This window comes from Paraburkholderia sp. BGA-UO-ETr-F21, assembly GCF_059567925.1.
This window is the reverse complement of the sequence record NZ_JCAQOY010000008.1, coordinates 225,611-251,805: the sequence shown is the minus strand read 5'-3', so window position 1 is coordinate 251,805 and position 26,195 is coordinate 225,611. Positions and strand designations below refer to the sequence as shown.

Here is a 26,195-nt window from a genome sequence, read left to right as displayed (position 1 = left end):
CGCTGCGGGAGCGACTGCGATGCAAATCAAAACATATACCGTACTGACGCTAGTGGTGTGTAGCAGTGCTGCCTTCGCATGGCAGCCGCTCACCTATCCGATTCGAAGTCAAAGCCCTTACCAGCGCAGTATCGACAACGCAACGTGTTACGCGGCGGCGAACAAGCAGACCAAGGTCAACATCACCCGGGAACCGCAGATTCCGCCACGCAAGCCGGCTGCGACCAAGACCTCGTCGACGGGTGTGCCGTCGCGACCGCCATTGCCCTCCAGCAGTTTCTCGAGCGCGCCGATTGGCGCGAGCATGCCGGCGGCGGCCGCCGCAACAGGCGCAAGCGCGCCCGCCGCGACCACGGCTGCTACGGCGCCGACCAAAGGTGCTTCGGCGCCCAAGGCGGCGAGCGCTCCGGTGGCGGGAACCACGACCACGGCGGCTACGACGGCATCGTCGACATCTGCGACAAGCGCGGAAAACGGCGCCTCGGAAACGGCGGCCGCGAGTGCGGCCCAGGTGGCTGCGGCATCCGGCGTGAAGCTCCCGCCTCTGCCGGCGCCCGAGCCGCCGATGACACAGTATTGGGCCGCGTATGGCGCGTGCATGCAAGCGCGGGGTTACGTAGTCGCACAGTAACCTTGCTTGCAAGCTTCGTTACGGTGCCTTGTTTTTCTGATTGTGGCGCCGGCATTCGACGCCCCTTTGCGACACGGCGATGCTTAGCGACTTGACCTCCGATCAGCACGATCCATCCCGATGCGGACACCGCGGTGTCCCGCTAGCAGGTCGCTTCACGCCTTGTCCTTCGTGTCATCAGTGGCCGCACGAGTCGCTCGGCGCGCGCGCTGCCCCGCGTTCTTCCCTGCAAGTCCCGTTACACGAGCCGCTGAACGACTCACAGCCGCTGGTGGACCGCCGACTGCCCATCCGCAAGATCTGGAGTCCGTCCTCGCGCGCGCTGGTCAATCCTTATGAGTTCGTCGAGAAACCCGTCGTCGCGGTGCCCACGTATCAACGGTTGCGCCAGCCACTCGTGCTGACCGCGTCGGTGCTGGTGGTGACGTCCGCGGTGTATCTGGGTTTCATCCGTAGCAATGACTCGAAGGTCGGCGCTCCTATTGGGGTCTCCGGCAAGGTGCAGACACAGAGTGTCGCGCCGCTTGCCGTCTTGCCCCAGAAGTCCGCGCCGGCGGGCGCTCAGCGATCCGCGACCGCCCCGCCCCAGAAACCCGCGACCATCCTCGCGCAAAAGCCCGTTGTCGCTGTCCCGCAGAAGCCCGTTGCCGCGCTCGCGCAGAAGCCCGTTGCCGCTCTTCCGCAGAAACCCGTGGCGAGCGTGGCCGCGCAGAAACCTACGACGGTCGCCGCGCTTCGGCCCGCGCCGGCGCGTTCCCCACCGATTCCGCCACCGGCCGCTTCACCGCCGCTCGCGCGCCGCGTCGCATCCGTCGACCCCGGCGCGAAAAGCGATTCGGGCGGCCAGTCAGGCAAGCCACCGGATAAGGTACGCGCGGACGTGTCCCGGCATCTGCGCGCCGCGCGCGCCAATCTTCAGGAAAACAATTTATCGGCAACCAGAGCGCGCCTTGCGGCGGCGATTGCCGCTCAACCGGATAATCGCGACGCGTTGAATATACGCTCGACGCTGAGCGCGCGCGAACAGCAACGCGATGCGTTACTGAGTCTCGCGCGAGGCTGCGGATATATCGCGCGATGGACGTGCGTCTCGCACAATGCCGGCACCGCGCTGCAGATCGATTCCAGCAGCAAGGAGGCCCAGCGTCTAGTGACGCTTGCGCAGCGCGAGACTGAACTCCAGATGCCGCCTGCCGCGGAACCTGCGCCCGAGTCGGCACCCGACACACGCGACCTGACCAGCCATCACTAATGGCACAGTCAGTTGCAAGCCGGTCATGAACCAATGCCGACGAGCGCTTGCGGGTGACTCGCCCTAGCGGGCCGACACTGCAAGGCTCACCTGACGCGCGATCGCGCGATAGCGGTCGGCGGTATCCCTGAGCGTCAGGCCAGTCAGCGAACGTTGCGCCCGCTCCTGCCCCAATGCGGCAATCACTGCGTCGGCGTAGCACTGCACATTGTCCGTATCGATCAGCTGGACACCCGGAAAGCCGTTCGCGAAGGCGAAGGCCGGAATCTTGCTCGCCACGATCGGCACGCCGGAGGCCAACGCCTCGAGAAATGCCACACTGTGCGCCTCGGATTCCGACGGCATGACGAAAACGTTCGACTCGGACAGCACACTGGCGACGTCGGTGCGCGGGCCCGCAACCACGACGCGTTCCGCAATGCCAAGCGTTTTCGCCAGCGCAATGACCGCGCGTTGATAGTCCGGGTCTTCGACCACGCCGTACAGCACGAGACGCGCGTCTTTCCCCCGCCTGAGTACTTCGCTGAAAGCCCGCAACGTCGCCAGTTGATTCTTCACTGCCGCGTACCGGCCGATCTGCACCACCTGCGCCGTACGGCCGTCGCGCTCCGCGCCGTCAGTGAACGAAAAGCGTTCGAGGTCCACTCCGTTTGGCACCACGGTCATGGATGGATGCGGCCCGATGGCCTGCACGTAGTCCGTCACGCCCTGCTCGGAAACGCCGATCACCACGCGGGCACGTCCCGAGAGGATATGCTCGACGCGCCTGAACAGCGGGCGCTCGAAGTCGTTGGTCGCCGAATGCATGACGTACACCACCGGCACGCGCAGCGGCAACGCACGCGCGTAGAACGAGGGAATGGTCGCGTGCGCAAAAATCACATCCGGGCGAAAGCGCCGCACCGCGGCGAACAGATGACATAGCTTGATGAGCGCGCGATGCCGCCGCTGCGGAAACACGCACGCCACGCCATGGCGCTCCAATTCGTCCTGCAGGGGCGCGAATTCCGCATGCGCCGGCAACAGCGAAGCCACGCACACCGCCATGCCCTCCGCGCACTGGTCGAGCGCGAGGTCTTTAGCCAGGACTTCGGCTCCCGACAGGCGCGGTGCAAGGACCAGATGAAATACGCGCATCATGAAGTCCTCGTCGTCAACGTCCTGAACAGCATCCATGCGGCGGCGCAGCCGAGGCCGAGCGTCATGGACCAGGCAATGCCCGTCACACCCCACCAGTGAACGGCGGGAGGCGCGCTCAGCAGCAGCACCACGACCTGGATCGCCGATGCATGCACGGTGGCTTTCGCGTCGCCCACCGCGCGCAGATAAGCCACCAGTACCGCGATCAACGCACCGATCGCCATGTTGATCACGAGGATTTTGAAGAGCGGCACCGCCGGCAGCCACGCTGCGCCGAGAACCAGCGAGAAGAGCGGCTCGGCGACCAGCCTCAGCAGCGCAACGAAACCGGCGAGCCCGATTGCGACCACCAGCAGATAGATCTTGATGACGCGCGCCGCCGACTGCGGATTGCGCCGGTAATGCGCCGCGAACGTGGGGAACAGGTATTGCGACATGGCGATGGCGGCGTCCGCGAGCAGCATCTGTGCGAGCCGCGACGACATCTGATAGCTGCCCAGTTGAGCCGGCCCGAGCAGCTTGCCGACCACCACCTTGTCGAACTGGTTGAGCAGCAGGTTGATCACGCTGCTGGCCCAGATCCAGCGGCTGAAGCCGACATAGTGGCCGATGCCCGACCACACGGGGCGGATCGGCGGGCGAGGTTTCATGGTCGCCCAGGTCAGCGTGCTCTTCAGGCTTTCGCCCGCCACGAGGCCGAGCAGCACGGAGGCAGCGCCCGCGCCGAAATACGCGAGCACGAGCCCGACCGAGCAATCGACGAACGCCGCCGCCACCTCCACTCCGGCGATGTGCTGAAACCGCCGCTCGCGCTGCACCACGTAGTAAGCGGGCGAAGCCAGCCCGCGCAGTAAAGGCAGCAGCGCGGCGAGCTGGATCAGCACCAGCGAGCCGTTCAGGTGAAACTGGTCGCTCAGCAACGGGGCGAGCGCGACCAGCAGCAGCGAGATGAGCACGCCTCGCGCCGTCAATGTCGTCCACAGCGCGCCGAGTTGCGAGCGCGACGGCGGATGTTCGCCTTGAATGACCGCTTGCGCCAGCCCGGTGTCGGACAACGCCTCGGCAATCGCCACCGCGAGCAAAGCCACGCTCACGCTGCCGATCGCCGCCGGTCCGAGCATCCGCCCGATCGCAAGAAATTTGATCGCTACAAGTCCACGCACAGCGAACTGTTGCAGCAGGACCCACGTCGCCGCACTCGCGCCGAAGCTGCCCGCCATCGAGAACGCCGGAAGCCTGATCGCCCGCAAGCTATCTCTCCGTCGAATCGCAGCGCCGGTGAATCGGCCACGCACAGCGATTTCACGCATCGCTGCAAACGCCGCCGGCGCATAATTAGTTAGATTGCACCAGCAAGCTGGCGAAGTTTTTCATCGAATTCCATGCACGACCATACCGCGAGAGAATCGCCGACAACCGCCATCAGCTAGGCGGGTTCCGCCGCGGCCAACACCCCCTAGTACGTTAACCAACAAAGCGGGTCAAATTAGTGCTTCTACCCATTCCGGCGGTGCTAACGTTGCTCAGCCGACGCCGTTCAGGAACAGGCGCACGAGTACTTTTCACCCAACGTAAATGGCTGCCGACGCAATGGAACAAGACTACGTCCTGATTGTGGAACCGAATCTGACCGGGCACCGCTGGCGCTATGTCGAGTGGACCATGCAGGCTTGCGCGGAAGCGGGCTATCCGTGCATGCTCGTGACCGAATGTGCCAACGAAGACCACCGGCTCGCGCGGCAAATCACCGCCGCCAACCGCCCGGACCAGCAGATCGCTTTCGTCGATCCCGAGGAGCGGCCGCGCAGCCGCCTGCGCGAGCCCAACGAATACTGGCGCTTTCACCGCTACTTCAAGCGCGTGTATACGATCATCAGCCGCATGCAGTCCATCCGTCTCGTGGTGGTGCCTTACGTCGATTACTTCTTTTATTCGCTGCCGTTTCTCGGCTCGCCATTCGGCGACACGCCGTGGATCGGCATCACGATGCGCGCGACGTTTCATCACCACAAGGTCGGCATCAAGGCGCCCGATCGTCCGCTCGTCAATGCGGTCAAGTCGCAGCTATTCAAGCGCGCAATCCGCACCACCGGCCTGCGCACGCTGCTGACGATCGACCCCACGCTGCCCGAATGGGCGGCCCAGAACGCCTGGAAACACAGCGCGGCCATCGCCTATGTGGCCGACCCGTTTCCCGATGAGCAGGCGGAGGATCCGGCGCTGGCCCGCAACCGTCTGGGGCTCGATCCCGAACAACGCTATTTGCTGGTGTACGGCGCGATCACTGAACGCAAGGGCATCTACGAACTGGTTCATGCGCTCACGCGACTCGAGCATGCACCCACGTTGATCGTCGCCGGCGAGCAGGATGCGGGCACGCGCCACTTCATGCGCAACCATGTGCGCAGCCTCAAGCCAGCACCGCTGGTGCTCGACACATTCATCTCCAACGATTTGGAGCGCGATCTGTTCTCCGCGTGCGACGCAGTCTGGCTCGGCTATAAGGGGCACTACGGCATGAGCGGCGTGCTGGTGCAGGCGTACCGCTTCGGCAAACCCGTCATCGCGACGGAAGACGGTCTGATCGGCTGGTTCAGCCGGCGTTGCGAATTGGGGCCGATCCTGAGCGACCTGAGTTCCGCGTCAATCGGCCGTGCGATCACCGAGACGATGACCTCCTGGCCGCACGCGCCTGAAACCGTACCGGGCGCCCGCGAGGATCTGTTGTCACGGCATACGCTCGGGCAGTTCAAGCAGACCTTGCTGCAACAAATGGCCTGACTGCACCGCAGAGGTCTTTCAAAAAAACGCAAGGCGTCCATCATTACGATGGACGCCTCGCCATTTGTGGCATTTGTGGCATCGGTTAATTGGCCGGATACACGCGTAACCGGCCGCATTCCCCCTGCTCAGGACAACTGGCCACCCGCCGCAGCGGCAGGCACCTGCTCGCGCACCGAACTGCTGCGCTTTTCCGGGAACAGCGCGTTGCGCATCAGCAGGAACGGGTACTCGATGGCGCGCGTGGTCACGTAGCCGATCGTAATCGCAATCGCAAACTGCGCCGCAAGCGCGACAACCCAGATGAGGCTCGGCGCGAGACCCAACGCGGTCGCTTTGCGAATCAGCATGTCGCCGGGCGCGAGCGCGAGCGAATGCCACAAGTAAATACCATACGAATAAAGGCCGATCCACGCCACGCCGCGATACAGCCACGATTGACGCAGCGACCCGGAGTACTCCAGTACCAGCACGATCAACGCAGCGAATCCGATCGCCTGGATCGTATAGCCGATGCTTTCATCCAGCGCGAGATTCTTCGTTGCGAAGGCGAGCCATGCGCAAAGCAGGACGACGCTGAAGATCAGCAGCCACTTGCGCTTCGCGAGTTGATGGTAGACGCCGGGTTTCATCCAGTAGATCGCGGACAGAATCACGCCGACCAGCAAACTGTCGATCCGGTATTGCGTATACGCGAAAGCCGCCTCGAGGTTGCCGCCTGCCACGGCGAAGCAGCGCGCGGTGAGCACTATCGCGCAGATGCCGGTGAGCACGCTGACGATCGTCCAGGCGCCGAGACGCCAGCGCGCGAACAGAAGCAGAAGCGCGGGCAGCACCAGATAGAAGTGTTCTTCGACGGCAAGGCTCCACGTCTGCGTAATCGAGGTGCCCAGATAGTTCTGCAAGTGGGTCAGGTTCTGGATCAGGAAGGAATTCCACGGGTGGCGTCCGGCCAGCACATGAAAGACGATCAGCACGTAATACGCGGGCCAGATGCGGAAAATCCGCCGGATGATAAAGCGCCTTGCGTCGACGTGCCCGGTCTCGGCGTACTGTCGAAGCAGCAGGCCACCCACCAGAAAACCGCTGAGCGTGAAGAACAGATTCACGCCTTCGCGGCCGAAATTCTTCAGCGGGTACTCAATAATCTGAATGAGGTAATTGCCGGTGTGAACAGCGTGAAAGTGAAAGCCCATCACCATGATGATGGCGATGCCGCGCACGAAGTCCAACTCGACCGCCCGCCCGGCTGTTGTGGGTCCCGCCCCGCCGAATAATTTCATGTTGTTCCCCCTGTCGACCAAAGTTGGCGCTTGAGCGCTTTTAGCCCTACTCTGATCCCATGCAAGATGGTCGCTGTCGTCGTTCACGGGCGCGTGGCCCTTTTTGCATCTTCGGTGTCGGCAAGCGTGCGTGCGCGCCAACTTCAAGGCATTGGCCGACAAGATACGCAAGTTTGCGCGCGTCTTGCAGAGCATGCGCTTTCCGCCGACGCCAGAACCCAGGCAATGCTCGACGAATGCGGTCCAGCCAACTAACAGCGCGGGAGATTCCTTCAAAATAACCCGATGCGAGACCGTCCGCTATAGACCGACGGCGGATCGAAGGCGACGGGGAGGAATCGGTAATGCGCCATCAGTATGCAACGCCCTGGATATGGATTTTTCTGCTACCGCTTGCGTTCGACTATAAGGCGACCGACGCGAATACCGGCCACTTCGCGCAGTTCATCTTCGTCCTTCCGGCGATCGCCGCGGGCATTGCGCTCCTTCTCATCGCACCGCGCTTTCGCGAACGTTCGCGGCTACGCTCGGCCGTGACGTGGAGCGTGATGCTGTGCGTGTTCGGCAGCATCGTCGCGCAACTGGTTCAGGATAACGACACCGGCAACTACTTGCGCGTGCTGTTGCCATTCGTCCTCTTCATGCTGGGCTATCTCGTGGCATGTCGCCCGTGGAGCGAATTCCGCATCGCCCAGTTCGAAAAAGCCCTGTTCGTTGCCAACGTCATCAGCCTCGTGTTCACCCTGGTCTACGGCATGGCGACCGGCGGCGGTCTCGACGACGTGCGCTTCCGCATCCTCTCCGTGACCTTACTGGGTTTGCAAGGCGTGCTGCTCCACGAATTCATCGTGGCGAAGCGTTTTTCCTTTTTTACCGTGTCGGTGTTCGCTCTGAGCGTTGTCATCGAGCTGCTGAGTGTGACCCGCAGCGCGATGATCGGCACCGTGCTGCTCTTCCTGATCGCCATGGCGCTCAGCGCGCCGTCTATCCGGCATATCTGGCGCGCGACGAGCCGCACGATCATTATCAGTGCCGTGCTCGCCGGCGTGGCCGGCGTTGCGGCGCTGAGTTTCCCGACCGTCGCCGAACACTGGACGCAGCGCATTTTCTTCTCCGAAGAGACCCGCTCCGGCAAGGATCCGACCACCGTCACGCGTCTCGCGGAAATGCGAGACCAGTACGACCAGGTGACGGCGGAACCGGAGACGCTGCTATTCGGCGAAGGCTACGGTCACTACTATCGCTACTCACCGGTCTATCTGCCTGACCTCGCCGGTCAGATCAGCGAGAAAGACTTCTACGCAATCAGCGAGTGGGCCGCGGGACACAATTTCTGGGTCTATCAGTTCTTCGCGGGCGGCCTGCTGTTCGGCCTCGCCATGCCGTTGGTCACGCTCGCGGCGCTGGCGATCTGCTTCTTTTCGTATCGCTACTGGCGCTCTGTCGTGCCCGACGCGCCGATGTTGCCGGTGCTCGGGCGCGCCATCATGCTGTTTGCCGCGTTGCCGGCCACGTCGATCGGCGGCAATCCGCTCGGCCCGCGTTTTTCCGGCCTGATATTCGGCGTCGCGCTCGGCTTGATGATCGCCACTCACGCGCGCTTGCAGCGCGCGCTGCCGGCTCGCGCGCGACGCTTGCGCCGTCCGCCGTCTGTACGGGCGGAGGCAATGCCCGAACTGCCCGGCCGAATCCAACCCGGTATGGGCCGCGCCGACCTCCCGGCCACGCTCGGCATGTCGAGCACAGCCAATACCGGCACCGACTCCCGCCAGTACGGCGCGCTGGTCCCGCACACGCCGCAGAGGCACCGCTCCAACCGACCCGGTATCATTCGATGAAAATCCTCCACCTGCTTGCAAGCGTCGACCCACGCGCCGGCGGTCCCGTTGAAGGCGTGCGCCGCAGCGGCGTGGCCATGCAGGAAGCCGGGCACGAGATCGAAGTGGCGACGTGCGATGCGCCCAGCGAGGCCTACCTCGCGGCTTTCCCGTTCCCGGTCCACGCCTTCGGCCCGACCCGCGGCCGCTACAGCTTCAGCGAGCGCCTCGCGCCCTGGCTTGCCGCCAACGCGAAGCGCTTCGACGCGGTGATCGTCCACGGCTTGTGGCAATACCACGGCTTCGCGGCCTGGAAAGTCCTGCACAACAGCGAGGTGCCGTATTACGTATATGTACACGGCATGCTGGACCCGTGGTTCAAGGAGGCCTACCCGCTCAAGCATCTGAAGAAGTGGCTGTACTGGCCGTGGGCCGAGTATCGCGTGTTGCGCGATGCGCGCGCCGTCATCTTCACGACGGAAGAAGAACGCACGCGAGCGCGCCAATCGTTCTGGCTGTATCGGGCGCACGAACGCATCGTGCCGTTCGGCACGGCGGTGCCGCAACTCGAAGCCGCGCCGCTGCGCGAAGCATTCCTGCAGGCCATCCCCAGCTTGCGTGGCAAGCGCATCGTGCTGTTTCTCGGCCGCGTGCATGCGAAAAAAGGCTGCGATCTGCTGATCGACGCATTCGCGCGCATTGCCAGCCGCGATCAGACGTTGCACCTCGTCATTGCCGGTCCGGACGAAACCGGCTGGGCCACGACACTGCGCACTCAGGCGCAGGCGGCCGGTGTCGCGCATCGCGTGAGTCTGCCGGGGATGCTGCAAGGCGACCTGAAGTGGGGCGCTTTTCATGCGAGCGACGTGTTCATTTTGCCGTCGCATCAGGAGAATTTCGGCGTGGCGGTGGCGGAGGCGCTCGGCTGCGGCCTACCGGCGCTGATCTCCGACAAAGTCAATGTGTGGCGCGAGATCGAAGCGGACGGCGCCGGACTGGTGGCCGCGGATACAGTCGACGGTACGGAAAAGAATCTCGTACGCTGGCTCGAACTCGACAACACCGCTCGCGAGGCGATGCGCGCGCAGGCGGCTCGCACATTCAATGCGCGCTTCCGGGTCGAGACCATGGTCAGCGCACTGACCGCCCTGCTCGAATCCAAGGGCCGCCATGAAGACGTGCGTGACAATACGCTCACCACACTGCGCGAAGCAACCCAGCAAAGCCGCTGAACGCGCGGGGCTAGTCACGCGGCGCGCAGTACGCGCACGCGCCTGGCTCATGACACCGCGACGCCACAGCGCACAAAGTTCCAACCAAAATTGAAAATGGCGCGCCTGGGGCGCGCCATTTTTCCCTCGCCTTCATTGCGCGTTCACTGCTCCTTCATCAACGGCGTCAAGGTCGATGCCGCGATCGGCAACGTATCGACTTGAGACGGCGCCTGAAGCGACATGCTGGCGCTGTTCGCGGCGTCGACGCGATTGGTGCCGACGAGATCCGGCAAATCGAGTTGCCGCTTCAGATGACCGGCGAGGCGCAGCGACAGCGCGGCAATCGTGATGGTCGGGAAATTGGCGCCGACGGTCGGAAACACCGAGCTGCCGCCAATGTACAGATTGCTCATGCCATGCACCTTGCAATCGCGATCGACCACGCCCTCGCGCGGCGAATCGTGCATGCGCGTGGTGCCCATGTGGTGCCACGTGCCTTCGAGTTTCACCGGCCACGTCCGGCCTTCGAGCGGCTCGTCGAGCGTGACGTCCGCGACGTTTGCCATCTGCAATTCCTGCGCGAGCAACTGGAACGTCTTATCGAAAGTGCGCTGCACCTGTTCGCCGAGGCGCCACTCCACGCGCACGCGCGGCATGCCGAAATGGTCGCGCTTATCGGTCGACAACGTCACGCGGCTATCCGGATCGGGCACCGCTTCGACGATCGCCTGCAGCGTGACGTCCGTGATTAGCGCGGGCCATTGCAACAGCCGCGTCAAACCGAAGCCGACGGTATGCAGCGGATGCGAAATCATCGTCTCGATGTCGCGCTTCAGGCTGCGACCCGGCTGATCCTTGCCCATCAGCGCTTCCTTGAAACGGATCAGCGCCTCGGAACCCGCACTGCCTTCGCCGTACCATTTCGAGTAAAGCCAGACACGCGAATTCAGCAGTTTCTCGCGTTCCATCCACTCCTGCTTTGGCGCGAACTGGGACGAGATCTTCGTACCGTGCGCCGACACCGCCGCATTCTGGTAGTGATACTTGATGTCGTACAGCTTGTTGCGCGTGACGCCCGGACGAAAGCGCACTTTGCCCGACATCATGCGCGGATGATCCATGAAGTAGCGGCCGACCAGATCGTTGGCATTGCCAAGACCGGCGGCCTGCACATTGTTCGACGCGAGCAGCAGGCGCGCGTTTTCGATGCCACCTGTAGCCAGCACGAAAATCCTCGCGGTCACCGAAATTCGGCGGCCGCTGATCGTGCCCACTTTCACCCTCGAAATCGTCGTGCCTTGTGCGTCGGCGTCGATATTGAGCACGTTTGCATGCAGGAACACACGCACCGTCGTGGAGCGCGACAGTTCCTCGCGATACGTCTTGCCAAAGCGCACCGGCGGGCTGAACTGCGCGACGGTGTCACGCATATCGCCGGTGGCGAGCGGCAGACGGCGCACATCCTGGCGCCCGATCTCGCGCTCCCAGTAAGCGGGGTCGAAATTCTGCGGACCGAGCTTCAGCAGCTCATGCGTGCGCGCATAGTAGGGCGCGAGTTCGTCGAGACCGAACGGCCAGCCGCTGTGCGCAATCCAGTCGCGCTTTTCGAAGTCCCAGGGGTCGAGCGGGCGGCACCAGCCGCCCCAGCAGTTGCTGCTGCCGCCAAAGTACCGGCTACGCGAGCCGTCCGCGAACGTATAGGGAAGCCCGACGTTCTCGCCTCGATACAGGTCGCGGGTCGCGTCGTCAGGTCCGAAGCCACCGCTTTCGAGCACGCAGGCGTCGATACCCGCCCTGGACATTTCGAGCGCAAGCGTAATTCCGGCAACGCCTGCACCGATGATGCAAACCGTCGTTTCAACAACCGTGTTTTGTTCAACAGTACGCGTATCGATGAACATCCCCTACTCCCGATCTTCTTCACGCATTTTTTGAGCGCGTCACGATCCGCCGGCCACGGCCGGCAACCATGTTACGCAAACGTCGCAACCGGGCTCTGCAGGCGTGCCGCCTCGGGTGCCGCTCACCCTATCGCGCGACAATCCCCTTGCGGCAGCCCACATTCCGGCACTGCGACCTCGGCCTCCTCAGCGTACGAACGCTGTGGTTCTACGTCTGTGGGTCAGGTCACGGAGTCGAACCGTTTCCTGATGAAGCGGCACGGATTTCCACCGTACACGCCCTCCGCGTCCAGCGACCGATGCACGACCGACAAAGGCGTCACGACCGCCGAACGGCCAATCGTCACGCCCATTTGCACCACGCATTTCGACGTGATCCAGACGCCATCCTCGATGATGATCGGTGCAACGTGCAGATCCATCGTGGTGCTCATGTCGTGTGAGCCGGCGGTGAGGAACGTGCCTTGAGAGATGCACACGTTCGAGCCGATGCGAATCAGCGTCTGGTTGTAGATCCAGACATCGACACCGAACCAGCAGTTGTCGCCCACCTCGAGATTCCACGGCGCCTTCACGCGCACCGGATGCACGAACCGGCAACCTGTACCGATCTTCGCGCCGAACAGCCGCAGCAAGGCGACGCGCACACCGGAGAACGGCAGCAGTTTGTTGTTGATCACACAGGCTTCGAGCACGAACCAGATCAGTTCGATCAGCGCGCCGCGCCGCGCCTGATAATTTCCTTTGCCGGCCTGCGCCAGCTCGATGACGCGACCGTCTTCGCGCACGGCATCGGCCTGCGGCATGCGGCCGATATGGGGATCGTCGGCAATGTTACCCATCAGCTTTCTCCGAACCACGAACAGTGGTAAACATACGCAGGCATGCCAGGCAAATTCCTTACATTATGTTGCGGCGCCTTGCGGGACTTTTCACTGTGGCCGCGCCGGCAAGCGTTTTGGCGGCTACACGCGTACTGGCTGGCGCACGATAGCTTTATCCCGACCGCATCTCCTTGGGGAACAAGATGAACACCTCGCTTCGACACACTGCTACCTGGATGTTTCTCGCGATCGGATCGTGCGCGATGCCGGCTTTCGCGCAGAAGGCCGCACCCGAACCCGCTCCCGCCGCGACCGCGGTCAACGCCTACGGTGTCAACGCACAGCTTCCCGCCAACCGGCGCGCCGCGCATCGCGACAGCGAGAAGGCGTTGCTCGGCTCGCCGAACCCCTACGGCACGGACAACGTGCAAGGCAATACCGACGACGCCCAGCGCGCCGCGTTGCTCGATACGCAACGCATGACCGTGCTGGGTGGGGGTCAGGGTGCGCAACCGGCGGTCGGCAAGGGCCAGCGCAAGGCGCCCGCCGCGGCCAACGGCCAGGTGCGTGTAGCAGGCCAGCCGGGCCGTCCGAATCCGGCTAACGCGCTGGCGGCGGACGGCACCGCGAAAACCACCTATGCCGATCCCTACACGTCGGGCAAACGCGGCGTCTACCGTTCTCCGTGGTGAAATCAGCTTCATGATGAGGCCGCGGTCCGGATCAATCCGGCGCGGCTTCCTCCGCCGTGGCCGGCTTGTGCCGCCGCCGGCCGGATCCACCTGAAGCGCGCGGGCCGACCGGGGGTGCCGCGCCTTTCGATTGTTGTCCTTCCGACTTACGCAACAGCACCGCGAGCCGTTCTTCGAAGGTGCGAATCGTCGACTCCGGCGAGAGCGCGCGCTCCGCATAATTGCGCGCGGCTTTACCGAGCGACGTGCGTCGTTCCGCGTCGCTGGCGAGCACCGTGATCGCCGCCGCCAGCGCCTTCACGTCGTCCGGCGGCACGACCACGCCGCGTGGCGCCACGGCTTCGTAGAGCGCCGTGCCACGGCGCGCCATCGCGATGGTCGCGCGCCCGCTTGCGAACATCCCGGTGAGCTTGGAGGGCATGACGAGATCGGCCGCGTCGCCGCGTTGCGGAAGCACGTGTATATCGGCGAGATTCAGCAGTTCGTTCAGGCGCTCGACCGGTTGCAGCGGCAGGAACACGCAATTCGTCAATCCCGAGCAGCGTTCCAGCAGATTCTCTTTGGCGGCGCCGCTGCCGCAGAACACGAAGGTGAGGTCCTTGCGCGCGGCGAGCGCGACCGCCGCATCGGCGAGCGTTTCGATGCCCTGCTTCGCGCCCATGTTGCCGGAGTACAGAATCACTTTCTGTTCGGCAGGGATTCCGAGGAGACGCCGGAATTCGCTCGGCCGCCCAAGCGGGAAGATGCTCGACACGTCGACCCAGTTTGGCAGGCACACCACCTTCGATGCGTCGACGCCCTTGGCCGTCGCGCGGGCGCTCATCTGCCGCGTGATCGACGACACCGCATCGAAGCGCCGAAGCAACGCGCTTTCGATCCAGCGTGCCGTGCGAGCCGCGCGTGGGCTTTTCAGCAGGCCCAGATCGAAAGCCGCATCGACCTCGTAGTCTTGAATATGCAGCCATGCGCTTGCGCGCGTGAGGCGCGCGAGCATGAGCGAGCCCGGCGCGCACATCAGGGTCGGCGCGATCAGCATCACCGCATGGGGGCGCCACAGCAACTGCCGTGCGAGCAACGGCAACGAGGTCGCCGCGAATGTCGCCAGATGCAGCATGCGCTTCAGGCCGCTCGGACGCGACGGCACCCACAGCGGCGCGCGCCAGATGGCCACACCGTCGCGCGTCTCGTGCTGATACCGCCACGACGCGTAGCCCTCTCCGACACGCCACTCCGGATAGTACGGCGGCGCGCACACCACCCGCACTTCATGCCCGCGGTTGGCCAGCAGCACGGCCATTTCCGCCGTGTACTTGCCCACCCCCGTCAGTTCAGGCGCATAGTTGATGCCGTAGATCAGTATCTTCATCGTGACTGCCAGTGCGAGTGAGGGCGTCGTGCGCGCGACGTGGCTAGGCGATAGCGACTCAGTCGCTCAACATCAACGCACAGCCGCGGGCGATGTTGGCAGCAGCGGAAGGCGGGTCGAAACGGCGAATCACATCCATGCACCGGCGCGCGGTGCCGCCCGCATCGGCGAACGCTTCCATTGCCTTGAGCATGGTGCGCTGCAGCCCGGCAACGTCGCCCGCGGTAAACGCGTAGCCGCTCACCCCGTCGATCACCAGTTCCGGGACGCAGCCACAACTCTCGCTGACCACCGCCGGGCAACCATGCGCGAGCGCTTCGTTGACCACCAGTCCCCACGGTTCGCTGTAGCTCGGCAGCACCATGCAGGTCGCGCCGTAATACTCCTGCGTAAGCGGTTCGTCCTGCAGACTGCCGACGAACGTCACCGCGTCGCCGAGTTCGAGCTCGGCGACCTTCGCATGCAAGGCTTCACGCATCGGGCCCGTGCCGACAATGCGCAGCTTCGCCGCCGGAACACGCCGCCGCAATCCGGCGAGCGCCTCGATCAGCGTGCCGATGCCTTTCTCTTCGGACAGACGCCCCACGAACAGAAACACCGGCTGATTGCCCGCGCGAGCGGCAACCCGCTCGACCAGCGCACGCTCCGGCGAAAACGAACCCGGCAACGCCGCCGCCTGACACGGCACGAAAATCTTCTCGCGCTTTGCACCGAGGGAGAGCAGATACTCGCGGCTGCGCTCGCCAAACCCGAAATAGCCGTCGCACAGCGAGAAAAACACGCGCTTGGGAATTGACGTCAGCAGCTTCTTGGGCCGGTCGCGCGCGGTCGAATCGCAGAACACCGCGCGCCGTTTACCGGTCACGATGCAGGCCGCGAGCATGGCCCAATATTCCGGGCGGTGATAGCCCGGCAGCACAATCAGGTCCGACTTGGTGCGCAAGACTTCCCACGTGAGGCGCGCGATCAGCTTCATGGTCGGCACGTCTTCGTAGCAGCCGTCGAACAGCTTCTGCATCGGATAGCGATGAAACGAATAATCGACGTCGGAAAACCCGACACGGTCATGCTCCGTATCAGCGATCTGCACCATTGAATAGCGAATCGCGCCTGAAGCCGAAATGTTATGCAACGCGGAAAACACGACACCCTTGTGGCGCGACCACACGACGTTGTGAAAGATCGTGACTGACGCTGTCATTTTTATGCCACTCCTCGAAAATTCGTCCTGCGTGCATGGCGCGTTCCGCGCTCGCACAGCGTCCCCAGCTAGTCATTTCAAAGCCGCGCTGAAGCGGCAACCCGTGCGGCTATACCTCGACGGCGGCAGCGGGTGTCGAACCGGCATGGGATTCAACGAAGTCCCGGTACGTGGATGCGATCCCGTCCTCCAGACCGATCGTTGCGCGCCAGCCCATTTGCGCGAGGCGCGAGACGTCGAGCAGCTTGCGCGGCGTGCCGTCGGGTTTCGAGGCGTCGAACACGAGTTCACCGTCGAAGCCGGCCACCTTGCAGATGCATTCGGCCAGCTCGCGAATCGACAGGTCTTCACCCACGCCGACATTGAACAGGCCTTCCGTCACGTTGTGCTCGAGCACGAACAACGTGGCCGCGGCCAGATCGTCGACGTGCAGGAATTCGCGGCGCGGCGTGCCCGAACCCCATACCGACAGCGTGGCGTCGCCGTTCACCTTCGCTTCATGAGCCTTGCGCAGAAGCGCCGGCAACACGTGGCTGCTGTTCAGATCGTAGTTGTCGTTCGGACCGTACAGATTGGTCGGCATCAACGCCACGTACTGGGTGTTGTACTCACGGTTGTAGGCTTCGCACAGCTTGACGCCAGCGATCTTCGCGATCGCATAGGCGTCGTTGGTCGCTTCGAGCGGCGAAGTCAGCAGATACTCCTCGCGGATGGGCTGCGGACACTGCTTCGGATAAATGCATGACGAACCGAAAAACACCAGCCGCTCGACCTTGGCCCGGTACGCCGCGTGAATCACGTTGGTTTCGATCACCAGGTTTTCATAGATGAACTCACCCGGGCGCGTCGCGTTCGCCAGAATGCCGCCCACGCGCGCGGCCGCGAGCAGCACCACGTCGATCTGTTCGCTTTCGAAAAAGCGATTCACGGCCGTCTGATCCGTGAGGTCGAGCTGCTGCCGCGAGCGGGTGATCACATTCGGATACCCCTCGGCGGCAAGACGCCTGACCAGCGCGGAGCCGACCATGCCACGGTGGCCCGCAACGAAAATGCGTGCTTGTTTGTTCATCGCAAGTTACTCGTGATGTTCCAGCGCCGTAAATCCGGCCAGCGTGACGAGCGCGTCACGTCGTGCAATCTGATAGTCCGAGCGCACCATTTCCTTGACGAGCGAGGCGAACGACGTGGTCGGCTGCCAGCCGAGCTTCGCATGCGCCTTCGACGGATCGCCGAGCAGCGTCTCGACTTCGGCGGGCCGGAAGTAGCGCGGATCGACGCGCACGATCACGTCGCCCGGCGACATCTTGATCTCGCGCCCTTCCACTTTCTCGACGATGCCGATTTCATCCACGCCGGTGCCTTCGAAGCGCACGGTAACGCCAAGCTCGGCGGCCGCGTGCTGCACGAACTGACGCACGCTGTACTGCACGCCCGTGGCGATCACGTAGTCCTCCGGCCGCTCCTGCTGGAGCATGCGCCACTGCATCTCGACGTAATCGCGGGCATGGCCCCAGTCGCGCAGTGCCGACAGATTGCCGAGATACAGCGTCTTCTGCATGCCCACCGCGATACGCGCGACGGCGCGCGTAATCTTGCGCGTGACAAACGTCTCGCCGCGCACCGGCGATTCGTGATTGAACAGAATCCCGTTACAGGCATAGAGGCCGTAAGCCTCGCGATAATTGACCGTGGTCCAGTACGCGAACAGCTTGGCCACCGCATACGGGCTGCGCGGATAGAACGGTGTGGTCTCCGACTGCGGCACCTGCTGCACGAGGCCGTACAGCTCCGAAGTGGAAGCCTGGTAGAAGCGCGTCTTTTCTTGCAGCCCGAGAATCCGGATCGCTTCGAGAATCCGCAGCGCACCAAGGCCGTCCGCGTTAGCGGTGTATTCCGGCTCCTCGAACGACACCGCAACGTGGCTCTGCGCGGCGAGGTTGTAGATCTCGTCGGGCTCGACACGCTGAATCACGCGCAGAAGGCTGGTCGAGTCGGTCAAATCCGCGTGATGGAGAAAGAGTCGCTGGTCCGGATCGTGGGGATCGCGGTACAGGTGATCGATCCGGTCTGTATTGAACAGGGATGACCTGCGTTTGATGCCGTGTACGTCGTAGTCCTTGGCGAGCAACAACTCCGCCAGATACGATCCGTCCTGTCCTGTGATGCCGGTGATCAGCGCGACCTTACGTTTCATGGAGCATTCTCCTCGTTAACCTGTGCAATCCCAGTGCCATAGCCCGGTGCCATTAGCCTCGTGAACTTCGTCGAACCGCCGGCCGTCGGCCGCCGTCTCAACCGGCGATACTGTCGTACCCGTAATAACCGCCCTGATAGCCCGAGCCGAGGAACGCCCCTTCCTGCGGCACGTCGGTCAGCAGCACGCCTTTGAGCGGCACGCCGCCGTTGCGCAGCCGCTTGGCCGTCTCCATGACCTCGTTGAGCGGATGACGGCCGTGGCGCACCACCAGCAACGTCGTGCCCGCGTACTTGCCGATCAACGTCGAGTCGGTCACCGCGAGAACCGGTGGCGTATCGACGATCACGAGGTCGTAGTGCGACTTCAGTTCTTCGAGCATCGTTTCGAAGCGCTTGCTCATCAGCAATTCGGCAGGATGCGAGGGCAGCGTGCCCTTGGCGAGCACGTCGAGACCCGGCAGCACGTCGCGCTGGATCATCGCGCTCAGGTCGCCGCCGCTCAGCACATCGGACAGACCCGGCTGATGCGCGACACCGAAATGCGAGTGCACGTCGCCGCGCCGCATATCGCCGTCGATGATCAGCACGCGCTTGTTCGCCGAGGCCACCAGCGCCGCCAGGTTCACCGAGAGGAACGACTTGCCGGAATCGGGCCGCGAGCCGGTGATCATCACCACGTTGTTCTCGGCGTGATCGAGCGAGAGCTGCAGCGAGGTGCGCAGATTGCGCACGCCTTCCACGGCGATGTCTTCCGGCGCCTGCTGCGCGAGCACGTGCAGCCCACGACGGCGCAGCATGACGTTCTCCTGCAGCTTCAACTGGGTCTGGCTGCGCGGCACCACCGCGAACACCGGCACGCCGAGCATGCCTTCGAGTTCGTCCGGCCGTTCCACGCCGCCGTACATGGCGCGCTTGAAGAAGGTCAGCAGAATGCCGAGCACGAGGCCGCCGCCGAGCGCGATCAGGATCGCGATCACGCGCTTCGGACGCACGGGTTCGTCAGGTGCTTCGGCGAAGTCGACCACGCGCACGTTGCCCACCTGGCCCGCTTTCGCCACGCGCAGTTGCTGCGCGCTGTTCAGCAGATTGGTGTACAGCTCCGTATCGACGTGCACGTCACGCAGCAGACGCAAAGCGGTCTGCTCCGTATCCGGCATCACCGCTACGCTGCGGTTCATGTTCGCCGCGGCGCCTTGCAACGCGGCGATCTGCGCGTCGAGGGCGGCCACCGCCGGGTGATTCGCCGTGAAGCGTTGCGACATCTCCGCGCGTTGCTGCTGCAGATCCATCAGCTTGGTCTTGTTGTCGACGATCTGTTGCAGCAACAGGCGGCTTTCTTCGCCCAGGTCGACCGTGCCGTGCGTATTGCGGAACTTGTTATAGCGTTGCTCGGCGTCGTCGAGTTCCTTGCGCAAGCCCGGCAGTTGCTGATCGAGGAAGGCGAGCATGTGCTCGGCTTCGGTCGAACGGCTCTCCACATCCTGACGCACGAATTCGCGCGCCATGCTGTTGACGATCGCCGCGGTCAAGCCGCTGTCGCCGCCTTCCAGGCTCGCGCGGATCACGCCGGACTGCAACGTGGTTTCCTGCACCACGAGCGCCTTTTGCAGGCGGTCCACCGTGCTCAGCGTCGAGGCGCGCTGCAGTTCGAAACGCGAGCCGGCGGGGCCGACCAGCTTGTCGACGCGCAGTGTGATCGGGCCGTCGGCGGTATCCGTTTCCACGGTCTCGCCCACTTTGCCCGACAGAATCGCGATACCGTTCTTGTCGCGCAGCACATACGAGCCGTCGGCGCCGGAAACCAGCGTGAAGGTCGTGTCGTACATTTCCTTCGAGGTGTCGAACTGCGACACCGAAATGCTCTCGTCACCCCAGGCATAGCCGGACAGGTTGATGAACTGCGGCAACTTGAAGCCCCATTGCCCGTTCACCAACCCCGCGATCATTCCGCCGATGAGCGGAAAATAGCGCGGCCCGGCCGTGATATCGAGGTGCAGTTTCTTGACGGTTTCTTCCGTGACGAGACGCGACTTCAGCAACTCGATCTCGGCCGCCGTCGAAGGCTTGGTGTCGAACATGCCGGTAAGCGGCGGCAAGGAATCCTTGCCGTTCGCATTGGCATTGGCCGTCTTGTCCTCGACGTGGAACAGGACATCCGCGCGGTAAGTCGGCGGCGCGAGGAAAGCGTACGCGCACCCCAGCGCGAGCGCGATCAGCATCACCATCACGATCGTGCGCCAACCTCGCACGATCGTACGCAGATAGTCCGACAGATGAAGCTCGTCCGGTCCGGACACGTCGGTGTAGCGGTTTTCGAAGTTGATTGCCATTTTCTTCACCCAACAAAGCCCGGCGGTTCAAGATCACGTTGCACGGTTGTTATTTCGCGAGGACCACGCCCGTTACAGCCGCATTGATCGCCGGCAGCAGCAGGTTCAACACACGGTTGAAGCGGACCAGACCGCCTTGACCGACGTACACCACGTCCTTCGGCTGCAGTTCGAACTGGTTGGCGAGCACCATCGACACCGGCGAGGTCGCATCGAGGTGGTACACCTCGGGCTTGTCGCTCGTCGAATTGCGGATCACGAACAGTTGCCGGGCCGCAGCCGTGTTGGAGTCGAAGCTGCCGCTGTCGGAAATCGCCTGCGAAAGCGTCAACGAACCGTTGCGCATCGGCAGGATGGTCGCCGGCTTGTTGACCTCGCCCATCACGTAGACGCCGCTGTCTTCACGCGAAGCCACACGCAGTACGTCGCCCGGTTGCAGATAGATATCCGACGGATTGCGGCCACGCTTGATCAGATCGTCCAGGTTGAGCTGATACGGCACGCCGTTGCGAATCAACACCACGCGGCTGCGATCCGCATTCGCGCTAAGACCGCCGCTCAAGCTGATCGCGGTCGTGAGCGACATCGGAATGTCGTTGACCGATTGGGCGCCCGGCGTGCGCACTTCACCGTCGACATACACCTGCGCCGCGCGGAACGAGGCCACCCGCACCGTCACTTCCGGCTTCTGATACACCTTGCTCAGACGGCGCGACAGGTCCTTCTGGATCGAGGCGACGTCTTTGCCGGCCACGTGCACGGTTCCTGCATACGGAAACTGCACATCGCCGTTTTCGTCGATCAGGAAGCCAGGTGCGGCATCCGTCGCCTTCGGGTTCTGTGCCGGCTGGCCGAGCGCGGCGGCGAGTTCCGGGTGATCCCACACGACAATCTGCAGCACGTCGCCGGGGCCGACCTTATAAACGGTCGGCTTGCCGAACAGTGCGACCATTTGCGGCGAAAGCGGCGCGGCGCTCTGCGCCTGGCTCATCTTGCGCAGCATCGTGAGGTTGATGTCGGTGATCGGGATCTGTTGTTGCGTGTTCGCTTCGGTACTGAAATCACCACCCGTGTCCTGAATTGCGGCAGGCGTGATCATCCGCTGGCCCGGTGCGATCCCGCATCCGGAAAGCAGTGCTGCAGTAGCGAAAACCAGGAGACTTCCCGTGCGTAAACCAAGCGAGCTCATGATGTTTCCTCCGTGCGCCACGGCGTGTTCCTCGAGAGAGGTAGCGTCTGGCGTTTTGTTAACCACTTAGTAAGCGTTTCGATGCACCAGTCCGGCGACTATCGTCGCGCCGATAATCCGCATGTCGAGTGCGAACGACCAATGTCCCAGGTAATACAAGTCATGTTCCACCCGACGTTCCATCTTCTCGATGCGGTCGGTCTCGCCACGAAAGCCGTTGATCTGTGCCCACCCCGTGATCCCCGGTTTAATCCGGTAGCGATTGATATAGCCCGCGACCACTTTCTGATAGAGGTCGTCGTGCTCGAGTGCATGGGGACGCGGTCCAACGACCGACATGTCGCCAAGCAACACGTTGAAGAATTGCGGCAGTTCGTCGAGGCTCGTGCGGCGCAGGAACGCGCCCACTTTGGTGACGCGCGGATCGTTGCGCGTGGCCTGGCTGACGGTGCCTTTTTGCTCGGTATGCAGACGCATCGAGCGGAATTTGTAGATCGTGAATACCTGGCCGTCCGCGCCTTTGCGTTTCTGTTTGAACAGGATCGGACCGCGCGAGGACAGCTTTACCGCGATCGCAATCGCGAACATGACGGGAGCGAGGGCGATCAGCGCCGTCAACGCGAACAGACGGTCGAAGATCTCTTTCTTCAGCATGGAACTCGCCGACAGCGGCGAAGCCACCAGGTTGATCGCCGGCACGCCGAGCAGATCGATCACGCCGCTGCCCTCGAAGAGCGCGAGGCTGCGCACGTCCGGCATGAAGCGGATGTTCACCAGATCGTCGCGGAATTCACTGACCAGCGAGCAGATCAGCGGCTCCTCGCTGAGCGAGAGCATGAGCCACAGTTCGTGTACGTCATTGGTGCGCATATAGCCGGCCAGCGCATCGACCGTGTCGAACACCGGCACGCCTGGACTCGTGACCGGAGAAACATCCGGGCGCGCGTTGAATACCGCCGTGGCGCGAAAACCGGTGGTCGGCGCGGCGCCGATCCGGCGAATGATGGCGTCGCACTGCGAGCCGCTGCCGACAATGGCGACCTGATGCAGATTCAGGCCGGCGCTGCGTGCGCGCGCCAGCACGGCATGCGTCATCAGCCGGTACGCGATCAGCAGGCCGCCGGTCACTGCCGTCCAGTACGAGAACCACAGACGCGACACGAAGTCGATACGATGCAGCGAATACATCAGCACGAGTGCGCTGCCCTGCACCATCAGCCATGCGAGCGAGACCTGGCCCGCCAGCGCCAGCTTGGAGCGGCCGCGCCATGATTCGTAGACGCCGAACGCCGGAAAGATGGCCAGCGCGAAGGCGGCGGAAAACATCACGAGCGCCCAATAGAACCCGGATTGAGCGAGGTAATCAAAACGGATCTGCGACGCCACCACCGCACCCGCCAACACCAATGCAACATCAAAAACTCGCGCGAGCAAATCCTGAAACTTGCGCATTTTGGTCACCTCGTTCTTGCCGTTCTTGTCTGCAGTTGAATCCGGCGTGCTGTTTAGGAGCAGCGGCCGTAGTTGTCGTTGAACCTCACAATGTCGTCCTCACCGAGATAGGTGCCTGACTGGATTTCAATGATTTCGAGCGGCACCTTTCCCGGGTTTTCGAGCCGGTGGCGGGTGCCGAGCGGAATGTAGGTCGATTCGTTCTCACTCAACAGGAACTGCTCTTCACCGCGCGTGACGAGCGCCGTGCCACGCACGACGACCCAGTGTTCGGCGCGGTGGTGATGCAATTGCAACGACAGTTGCGCACCGGGCGTGACGACGATGCGCTTGACCTGGAAACGCTCGCCATGGTCGATCGAATCGTAGAAACCCCAAGGGCGGCGCACCTTGCGATGCGCGTCGGCCTCCGGCGCGTGCTGCGCCTTGATGCGCGACACCAGCCCCTTCACGTCCTGCACGTGCGAGCGGTCGACCACCAGCACCGCGTCGGCGGTCTCGACCACGACGACGTTAGTGGTGCCCACGCAGGCAACGAGGCGCCCTTCCGAATGCGCGTAGCTCGATACCGCCCCTTCGAACGTCACGCGGCCGCGTCCGGCGTTACCGTTGGCGTCCTTTTCCATTGCGGCCCACACGGCGTCCCAGGAACCCAGGTCCGACCAGCCGGCATTCAATCCGACCACGACGCCGGCCGGTTGCGCCGGCGCGTTTGCGGCCGCACCGTCCGTCGAGTCCGGTTCGGCCGTCTCGGTCAGGCGCTCCATCACTGCGTAGTCGATCGAATTCGCGGGCGCACTGAGGAACGCGTCGACCAACGGCCGGAAATACGCGCCATCCTGGTGCCCGCCGGTGAATGCGCGTTCACAGGCCGCGTGCATTTCGGGTTGCAAACGCTTCAACGTATCGAGCCACACGCTCGCCCGGACAATGAAGATGCCGCTGTTCCACCAATACATGCCCGCCGCGACGTACTTCGCCGCGAGTTCTTCTGCCGGCTTTTCGACGAAACCGTCGATCGCATGGCCGCCGCCTGCCAACTCCGCACCGATGCGGATATAACCGAAACCAGTGTCGGGGCGCGTGGGCGGCACGCCCAGCGTCGCGATCGAACCCTGTTCCGCGTAGCGCGCGGCCAGTTCGAGCGCAGCCTGCAACGCGGGCACGTCGGCGATCGAGTGATCCGCCGGCATGACGACGAGAATTGCGTCGCCACTGTCCGCGCACGCGAGCGACGCCGCCAGCGTCAGCGCGGGGGCCGTATCGCGTCGCGCCGGCTCGACAATAAGACGAGCGTCGACGCCGTTTTCATGAAGTTGTTCGGCGATCACGAAGCGATGTTCTTCACCGCACACGATGATCGGCGACGCTTCCACTTGCCAGCCCGCGGGAAACCCGTCCATGCGTCGCGCGGTGGCTTGCAGCAGCGAGTCGGAACCGACTACGTCGATCAGTTGCTTCGGAAAGTTCTCGCGCGATACCGGCCAAAGCCGCGTGCCTGAACCGCCCGCCAGAATGACCGGGACGATGCGCGCGCAACGCCCGTGCGCCACTGCGGCACCCGCACCGTTAGGTTCGACCGACACGGCGCTCACAACTCCCTGAGTCAACATATTCGCATTCCTTATAATTCTCAAAGATCGGCGGAAATTCTGACCGGCTGCCGTATTGCCACACGGCCCCCGGCTGGCCCCGTCGCGCTATTCGCCGACCAGTCGGCGGCTTTGAATCCGAAACTCGGTTGGCGAAATTCTCATCCGCTTGCGGAACACCTTCGCCAGACGGTCGCCATTGCCCATGCCGGTGCGCCGCGCGATCTTGTCGACCGGCAATTCGGACTCGGTCAACAGGCTGCAGGTCACCGCCAGACGCTCGTGCAACAGAAAACTCGAGGGCGTAATACCCATTTCCATCTTGAAGCGGCGCAGAAAGTTGCGCTCGCTCATCGCGGCGAACTGCGCGGCGTCGGCAATCGAAATCGCCTGCTGGCAATTCTCCTGAAGCCAGCGAGCGGCCGCGCGCACCTTGTCGCCAGGGCTCAGTCCGCCGTCTTCACCTAGCAGCGGCGCGAGATTCGAGCACGAATCGGCCAGCAGGCGCTCGGCAACCGTGCGCGCTGTAGCGCTGCCCAGATCGCGCTTGATCATGGCGAGCGCGCTTCTCATCGATTCGAGGCGATCGCCCGCGTCGGCACCCTGTTCAGGCTGGCGCGCCTGCGCGGACTGTCCATTCAGGTCGGCGCTGTCCTTGCTGTCTTTGTTCTCAGGCACGTACGCGGCGTCGAGCAGCGCCCGGCCTTCCGCGATCGGCCGGATCATGCCGGTGTTGCGGCGCACGCGGCGCAGCCAGGCAATCAGCCGCTCGTCGCTTGCGGCGGCGAATGCGCCTTTACCGCCCGCCACGTACAACGCATCGAAACCGCCGTAATGCCGCGCGTCGAGTCCGTCTGTCCAGACCCGCAGCGCGGACGACGAAGTCACCATGCCGCCGTCGGCCGACAGGAACGAAACGTCGTATAACCAGCCGCCCGAACCGGACGAAGCCATTTCATTCGCGGCCTGGAACACCTCGGCAACAACCCCTGCTCCCTGCAGCGAGCAGTCGTTGAACATCAGTATCGCGATGCGACGCATACCCTTGTTCGGAGCGTGCACCCAGCGCAGCATTGCAGACTCGAGACTCGCGCAGGTCATAGTCATCCTCTCACCAGAAAACGGATCTACTTTTCACTCTCGGGCGGTCACAGAGAGGCCTCCTCTGTGCGGCGCATCATAGTCACCGGCAATCAAGCATTTAGCCGCCATGACCGAAAGCGCGTACATGTTGGCGTATTGACAGGGTGACCACCCAGGGATTTTCGGAACAACCCCGCTACCGCTGTCTTTTCAACGAATTAATTGCCGATTCCACATATGAATGAATTGGC

Annotated in this window: 20 protein-coding genes; 6 read left to right on the top strand and 14 right to left on the bottom strand. The window is 63.3% G+C overall.

The window, feature by feature from the left end:
• The first annotated feature begins 19 nt into the window (after positions 1-19).
• Together AC57B1_RS07980 and AC57B1_RS07975 are read left to right on the top strand one after the other, a co-directional pair.
• A complete protein-coding gene (locus AC57B1_RS07980; protein WP_496417173.1) occupies positions 20-631 on the top strand; it encodes a hypothetical protein in 612 nt (203 codons plus the stop codon).
• Positions 632-902: 271 nt separating this feature from the next.
• Positions 903-1,883, top strand: coding sequence for a hypothetical protein (locus AC57B1_RS07975; RefSeq protein WP_496417172.1), 981 nt, complete (start codon positions 903-905; stop codon positions 1,881-1,883).
• A 63-nt stretch (positions 1,884-1,946) separates the two neighbouring features.
• Here AC57B1_RS07975 and AC57B1_RS07970 read toward each other — a convergent pair whose 3' ends face one another.
• Positions 1,947-3,020, bottom strand: a complete 1,074-nt coding sequence (locus AC57B1_RS07970) for a glycosyltransferase family 4 protein (RefSeq protein WP_408345314.1) — start codon at positions 3,018-3,020, stop codon at positions 1,947-1,949.
• A complete protein-coding gene (locus AC57B1_RS07965) occupies positions 3,020-4,273 on the bottom strand; it encodes an oligosaccharide flippase family protein (RefSeq protein WP_496417171.1) in 1,254 nt (417 codons plus the stop codon). Before AC57B1_RS07965 ends, AC57B1_RS07970 begins: the two co-directional genes overlap by 1 nt.
• Positions 4,274-4,613: 340 nt before the next feature.
• Here AC57B1_RS07965 and AC57B1_RS07960 point away from each other — a divergent pair, with 340 nt between their 5' ends.
• Entirely contained in the window at positions 4,614-5,804 is a 1,191-nt protein-coding gene (locus tag AC57B1_RS07960; RefSeq protein ID WP_408344424.1) for a glycosyltransferase, read from the top strand.
• Positions 5,805-5,932: 128 nt separating this feature from the next.
• On the opposite strand, the gene AC57B1_RS07955 is transcribed toward AC57B1_RS07960, so the two are convergent.
• Positions 5,933-7,087 carry an acyltransferase family protein gene (locus AC57B1_RS07955; protein ID WP_408300956.1) on the bottom strand — a complete coding sequence of 385 codons (1,155 nt, stop codon included), beginning with the start codon at positions 7,085-7,087 and terminating at the stop codon, positions 5,933-5,935.
• 344 nt (positions 7,088-7,431) lie between these two features.
• Between AC57B1_RS07955 and AC57B1_RS07950 the strand changes: the two genes are divergently transcribed.
• Together AC57B1_RS07950 and AC57B1_RS07945 are read left to right on the top strand one after the other, a co-directional pair.
• Positions 7,432-8,925: an O-antigen ligase family protein gene (locus tag AC57B1_RS07950; RefSeq protein ID WP_496417170.1), complete on the top strand. Its 1,494-nt coding sequence runs from the start codon at positions 7,432-7,434 to the stop codon at positions 8,923-8,925.
• Entirely contained in the window at positions 8,922-10,136 is a 1,215-nt protein-coding gene (locus AC57B1_RS07945; RefSeq protein WP_408344415.1) for a glycosyltransferase, read from the top strand. The genes AC57B1_RS07950 and AC57B1_RS07945 overlap by 4 nt, the downstream gene beginning before the upstream one ends.
• A 143-nt stretch (positions 10,137-10,279) precedes the next feature.
• Here the strand turns inward: AC57B1_RS07945 and AC57B1_RS07940 are convergent, their stop codons facing one another.
• Together AC57B1_RS07940 and AC57B1_RS07935 are read right to left on the bottom strand one after the other, a co-directional pair.
• Entirely contained in the window at positions 10,280-12,019 is a 1,740-nt protein-coding gene (locus tag AC57B1_RS07940) for an FAD-dependent oxidoreductase (protein WP_408344412.1), read from the bottom strand.
• 221 nt (positions 12,020-12,240) lie between these two features.
• Positions 12,241-12,861: a DapH/DapD/GlmU-related protein gene (locus tag AC57B1_RS07935; RefSeq protein ID WP_091796596.1), complete on the bottom strand. Its 621-nt coding sequence runs from the start codon at positions 12,859-12,861 to the stop codon at positions 12,241-12,243.
• Between the two features lie 185 nt (positions 12,862-13,046).
• Here AC57B1_RS07935 and AC57B1_RS07930 point away from each other — a divergent pair, with 185 nt between their 5' ends.
• Complete coding sequence (locus tag AC57B1_RS07930) at positions 13,047-13,535, top strand: hypothetical protein (RefSeq protein WP_408344406.1); 489 nt, start codon at positions 13,047-13,049, stop codon at positions 13,533-13,535.
• Positions 13,536-13,566: 31 nt separating this feature from the next.
• Here the strand turns inward: AC57B1_RS07930 and AC57B1_RS07925 are convergent, their stop codons facing one another.
• From AC57B1_RS07925 to AC57B1_RS07885, 9 genes are all read right to left on the bottom strand, one after another.
• Positions 13,567-14,901 (bottom strand): glycosyltransferase WbuB, encoded by a 1,335-nt coding sequence (locus tag AC57B1_RS07925; RefSeq protein WP_408344403.1) that lies wholly within the window; start codon positions 14,899-14,901, stop codon positions 13,567-13,569.
• 58 nt (positions 14,902-14,959) lie between these two features.
• Entirely contained in the window at positions 14,960-16,102 is a 1,143-nt protein-coding gene (locus tag AC57B1_RS07920; RefSeq protein ID WP_091796599.1) for a glycosyltransferase family 4 protein, read from the bottom strand.
• A gap of 109 nt (positions 16,103-16,211) precedes the next feature.
• A complete protein-coding gene (locus tag AC57B1_RS07915; protein WP_408344401.1) occupies positions 16,212-17,171 on the bottom strand; it encodes a GDP-L-fucose synthase family protein in 960 nt (319 codons plus the stop codon).
• Positions 17,172-17,177: 6 nt separating this feature from the next.
• The gene (gene gmd / locus AC57B1_RS07910) at positions 17,178-18,296 is read right to left on the bottom strand and encodes a GDP-mannose 4,6-dehydratase (RefSeq protein ID WP_408344398.1); all 1,119 of its coding nucleotides are present in this window, start codon (positions 18,294-18,296) and stop codon (positions 17,178-17,180) included.
• A 97-nt stretch (positions 18,297-18,393) separates the two neighbouring features.
• On the bottom strand, positions 18,394-20,628 hold the full coding sequence (locus tag AC57B1_RS07905; RefSeq protein WP_496417169.1) for a polysaccharide biosynthesis tyrosine autokinase: 2,235 nt from the start codon (positions 20,626-20,628) through the stop codon (positions 18,394-18,396).
• A gap of 49 nt (positions 20,629-20,677) precedes the next feature.
• Entirely contained in the window at positions 20,678-21,817 is a 1,140-nt protein-coding gene (locus AC57B1_RS07900) for a polysaccharide biosynthesis/export family protein (protein WP_496417168.1), read from the bottom strand.
• A 66-nt stretch (positions 21,818-21,883) separates the two neighbouring features.
• Complete coding sequence (locus AC57B1_RS07895; protein ID WP_496417167.1) at positions 21,884-23,269, bottom strand: undecaprenyl-phosphate glucose phosphotransferase; 1,386 nt, start codon at positions 23,267-23,269, stop codon at positions 21,884-21,886.
• A gap of 53 nt (positions 23,270-23,322) precedes the next feature.
• Positions 23,323-24,882 (bottom strand): mannose-1-phosphate guanylyltransferase/mannose-6-phosphate isomerase, encoded by a 1,560-nt coding sequence (locus tag AC57B1_RS07890; RefSeq protein ID WP_496417166.1) that lies wholly within the window; start codon positions 24,880-24,882, stop codon positions 23,323-23,325.
• Between the two features lie 87 nt (positions 24,883-24,969).
• A complete protein-coding gene (locus AC57B1_RS07885; RefSeq protein WP_091796606.1) occupies positions 24,970-25,962 on the bottom strand; it encodes a helix-turn-helix domain-containing protein in 993 nt (330 codons plus the stop codon).
• Positions 25,963-26,195: the final 233 nt, after the last annotated feature.

Bases quoted from the DNA above. Each gene is read 5' to 3' on its own strand.
- AC57B1_RS07980 (WP_496417173.1), top strand. From the start codon at position 20: ATGCAAATCAAAACATATACCGTACTGACGCTAGTGGTGTGTAGCAGT.
- AC57B1_RS07970 (WP_408345314.1), bottom strand. From the start codon at position 3,020: ATGCGCGTATTTCATCTGGTCCTTGCACCGCGCCTGTCGGGAGCCGAA.
- AC57B1_RS07960 (WP_408344424.1), top strand. From the start codon at position 4,614: ATGGAACAAGACTACGTCCTGATTGTGGAACCGAATCTGACCGGGCAC.
- AC57B1_RS07955 (WP_408300956.1), bottom strand. From the start codon at position 7,087: ATGAAATTATTCGGCGGGGCGGGACCCACAACAGCCGGGCGGGCGGTC.
- AC57B1_RS07950 (WP_496417170.1), top strand. From the start codon at position 7,432: ATGCGCCATCAGTATGCAACGCCCTGGATATGGATTTTTCTGCTACCG.
- AC57B1_RS07945 (WP_408344415.1), top strand. From the start codon at position 8,922: ATGAAAATCCTCCACCTGCTTGCAAGCGTCGACCCACGCGCCGGCGGT.
- AC57B1_RS07940 (WP_408344412.1), bottom strand. From the start codon at position 12,019: ATGTTCATCGATACGCGTACTGTTGAACAAAACACGGTTGTTGAAACG.
- AC57B1_RS07935 (WP_091796596.1), bottom strand. From the start codon at position 12,861: ATGGGTAACATTGCCGACGATCCCCATATCGGCCGCATGCCGCAGGCC.
- AC57B1_RS07930 (WP_408344406.1), top strand. From the start codon at position 13,047: ATGAACACCTCGCTTCGACACACTGCTACCTGGATGTTTCTCGCGATC.
- AC57B1_RS07925 (WP_408344403.1), bottom strand. From the start codon at position 14,901: ATGAAGATACTGATCTACGGCATCAACTATGCGCCTGAACTGACGGGG.
- AC57B1_RS07920 (WP_091796599.1), bottom strand. From the start codon at position 16,102: ATGACAGCGTCAGTCACGATCTTTCACAACGTCGTGTGGTCGCGCCAC.
- AC57B1_RS07915 (WP_408344401.1), bottom strand. From the start codon at position 17,171: ATGAACAAACAAGCACGCATTTTCGTTGCGGGCCACCGTGGCATGGTC.
- gmd (WP_408344398.1), bottom strand. From the start codon at position 18,296: ATGAAACGTAAGGTCGCGCTGATCACCGGCATCACAGGACAGGACGGA.
- AC57B1_RS07905 (WP_496417169.1), bottom strand. From the start codon at position 20,628: ATGGCAATCAACTTCGAAAACCGCTACACCGACGTGTCCGGACCGGAC.
- AC57B1_RS07900 (WP_496417168.1), bottom strand. From the start codon at position 21,817: ATGAGCTCGCTTGGTTTACGCACGGGAAGTCTCCTGGTTTTCGCTACT.
- AC57B1_RS07895 (WP_496417167.1), bottom strand. From the start codon at position 23,269: ATGCGCAAGTTTCAGGATTTGCTCGCGCGAGTTTTTGATGTTGCATTG.
- AC57B1_RS07890 (WP_496417166.1), bottom strand. From the start codon at position 24,882: ATGTTGACTCAGGGAGTTGTGAGCGCCGTGTCGGTCGAACCTAACGGT.
- AC57B1_RS07885 (WP_091796606.1), bottom strand. From the start codon at position 25,962: ATGACCTGCGCGAGTCTCGAGTCTGCAATGCTGCGCTGGGTGCACGCT.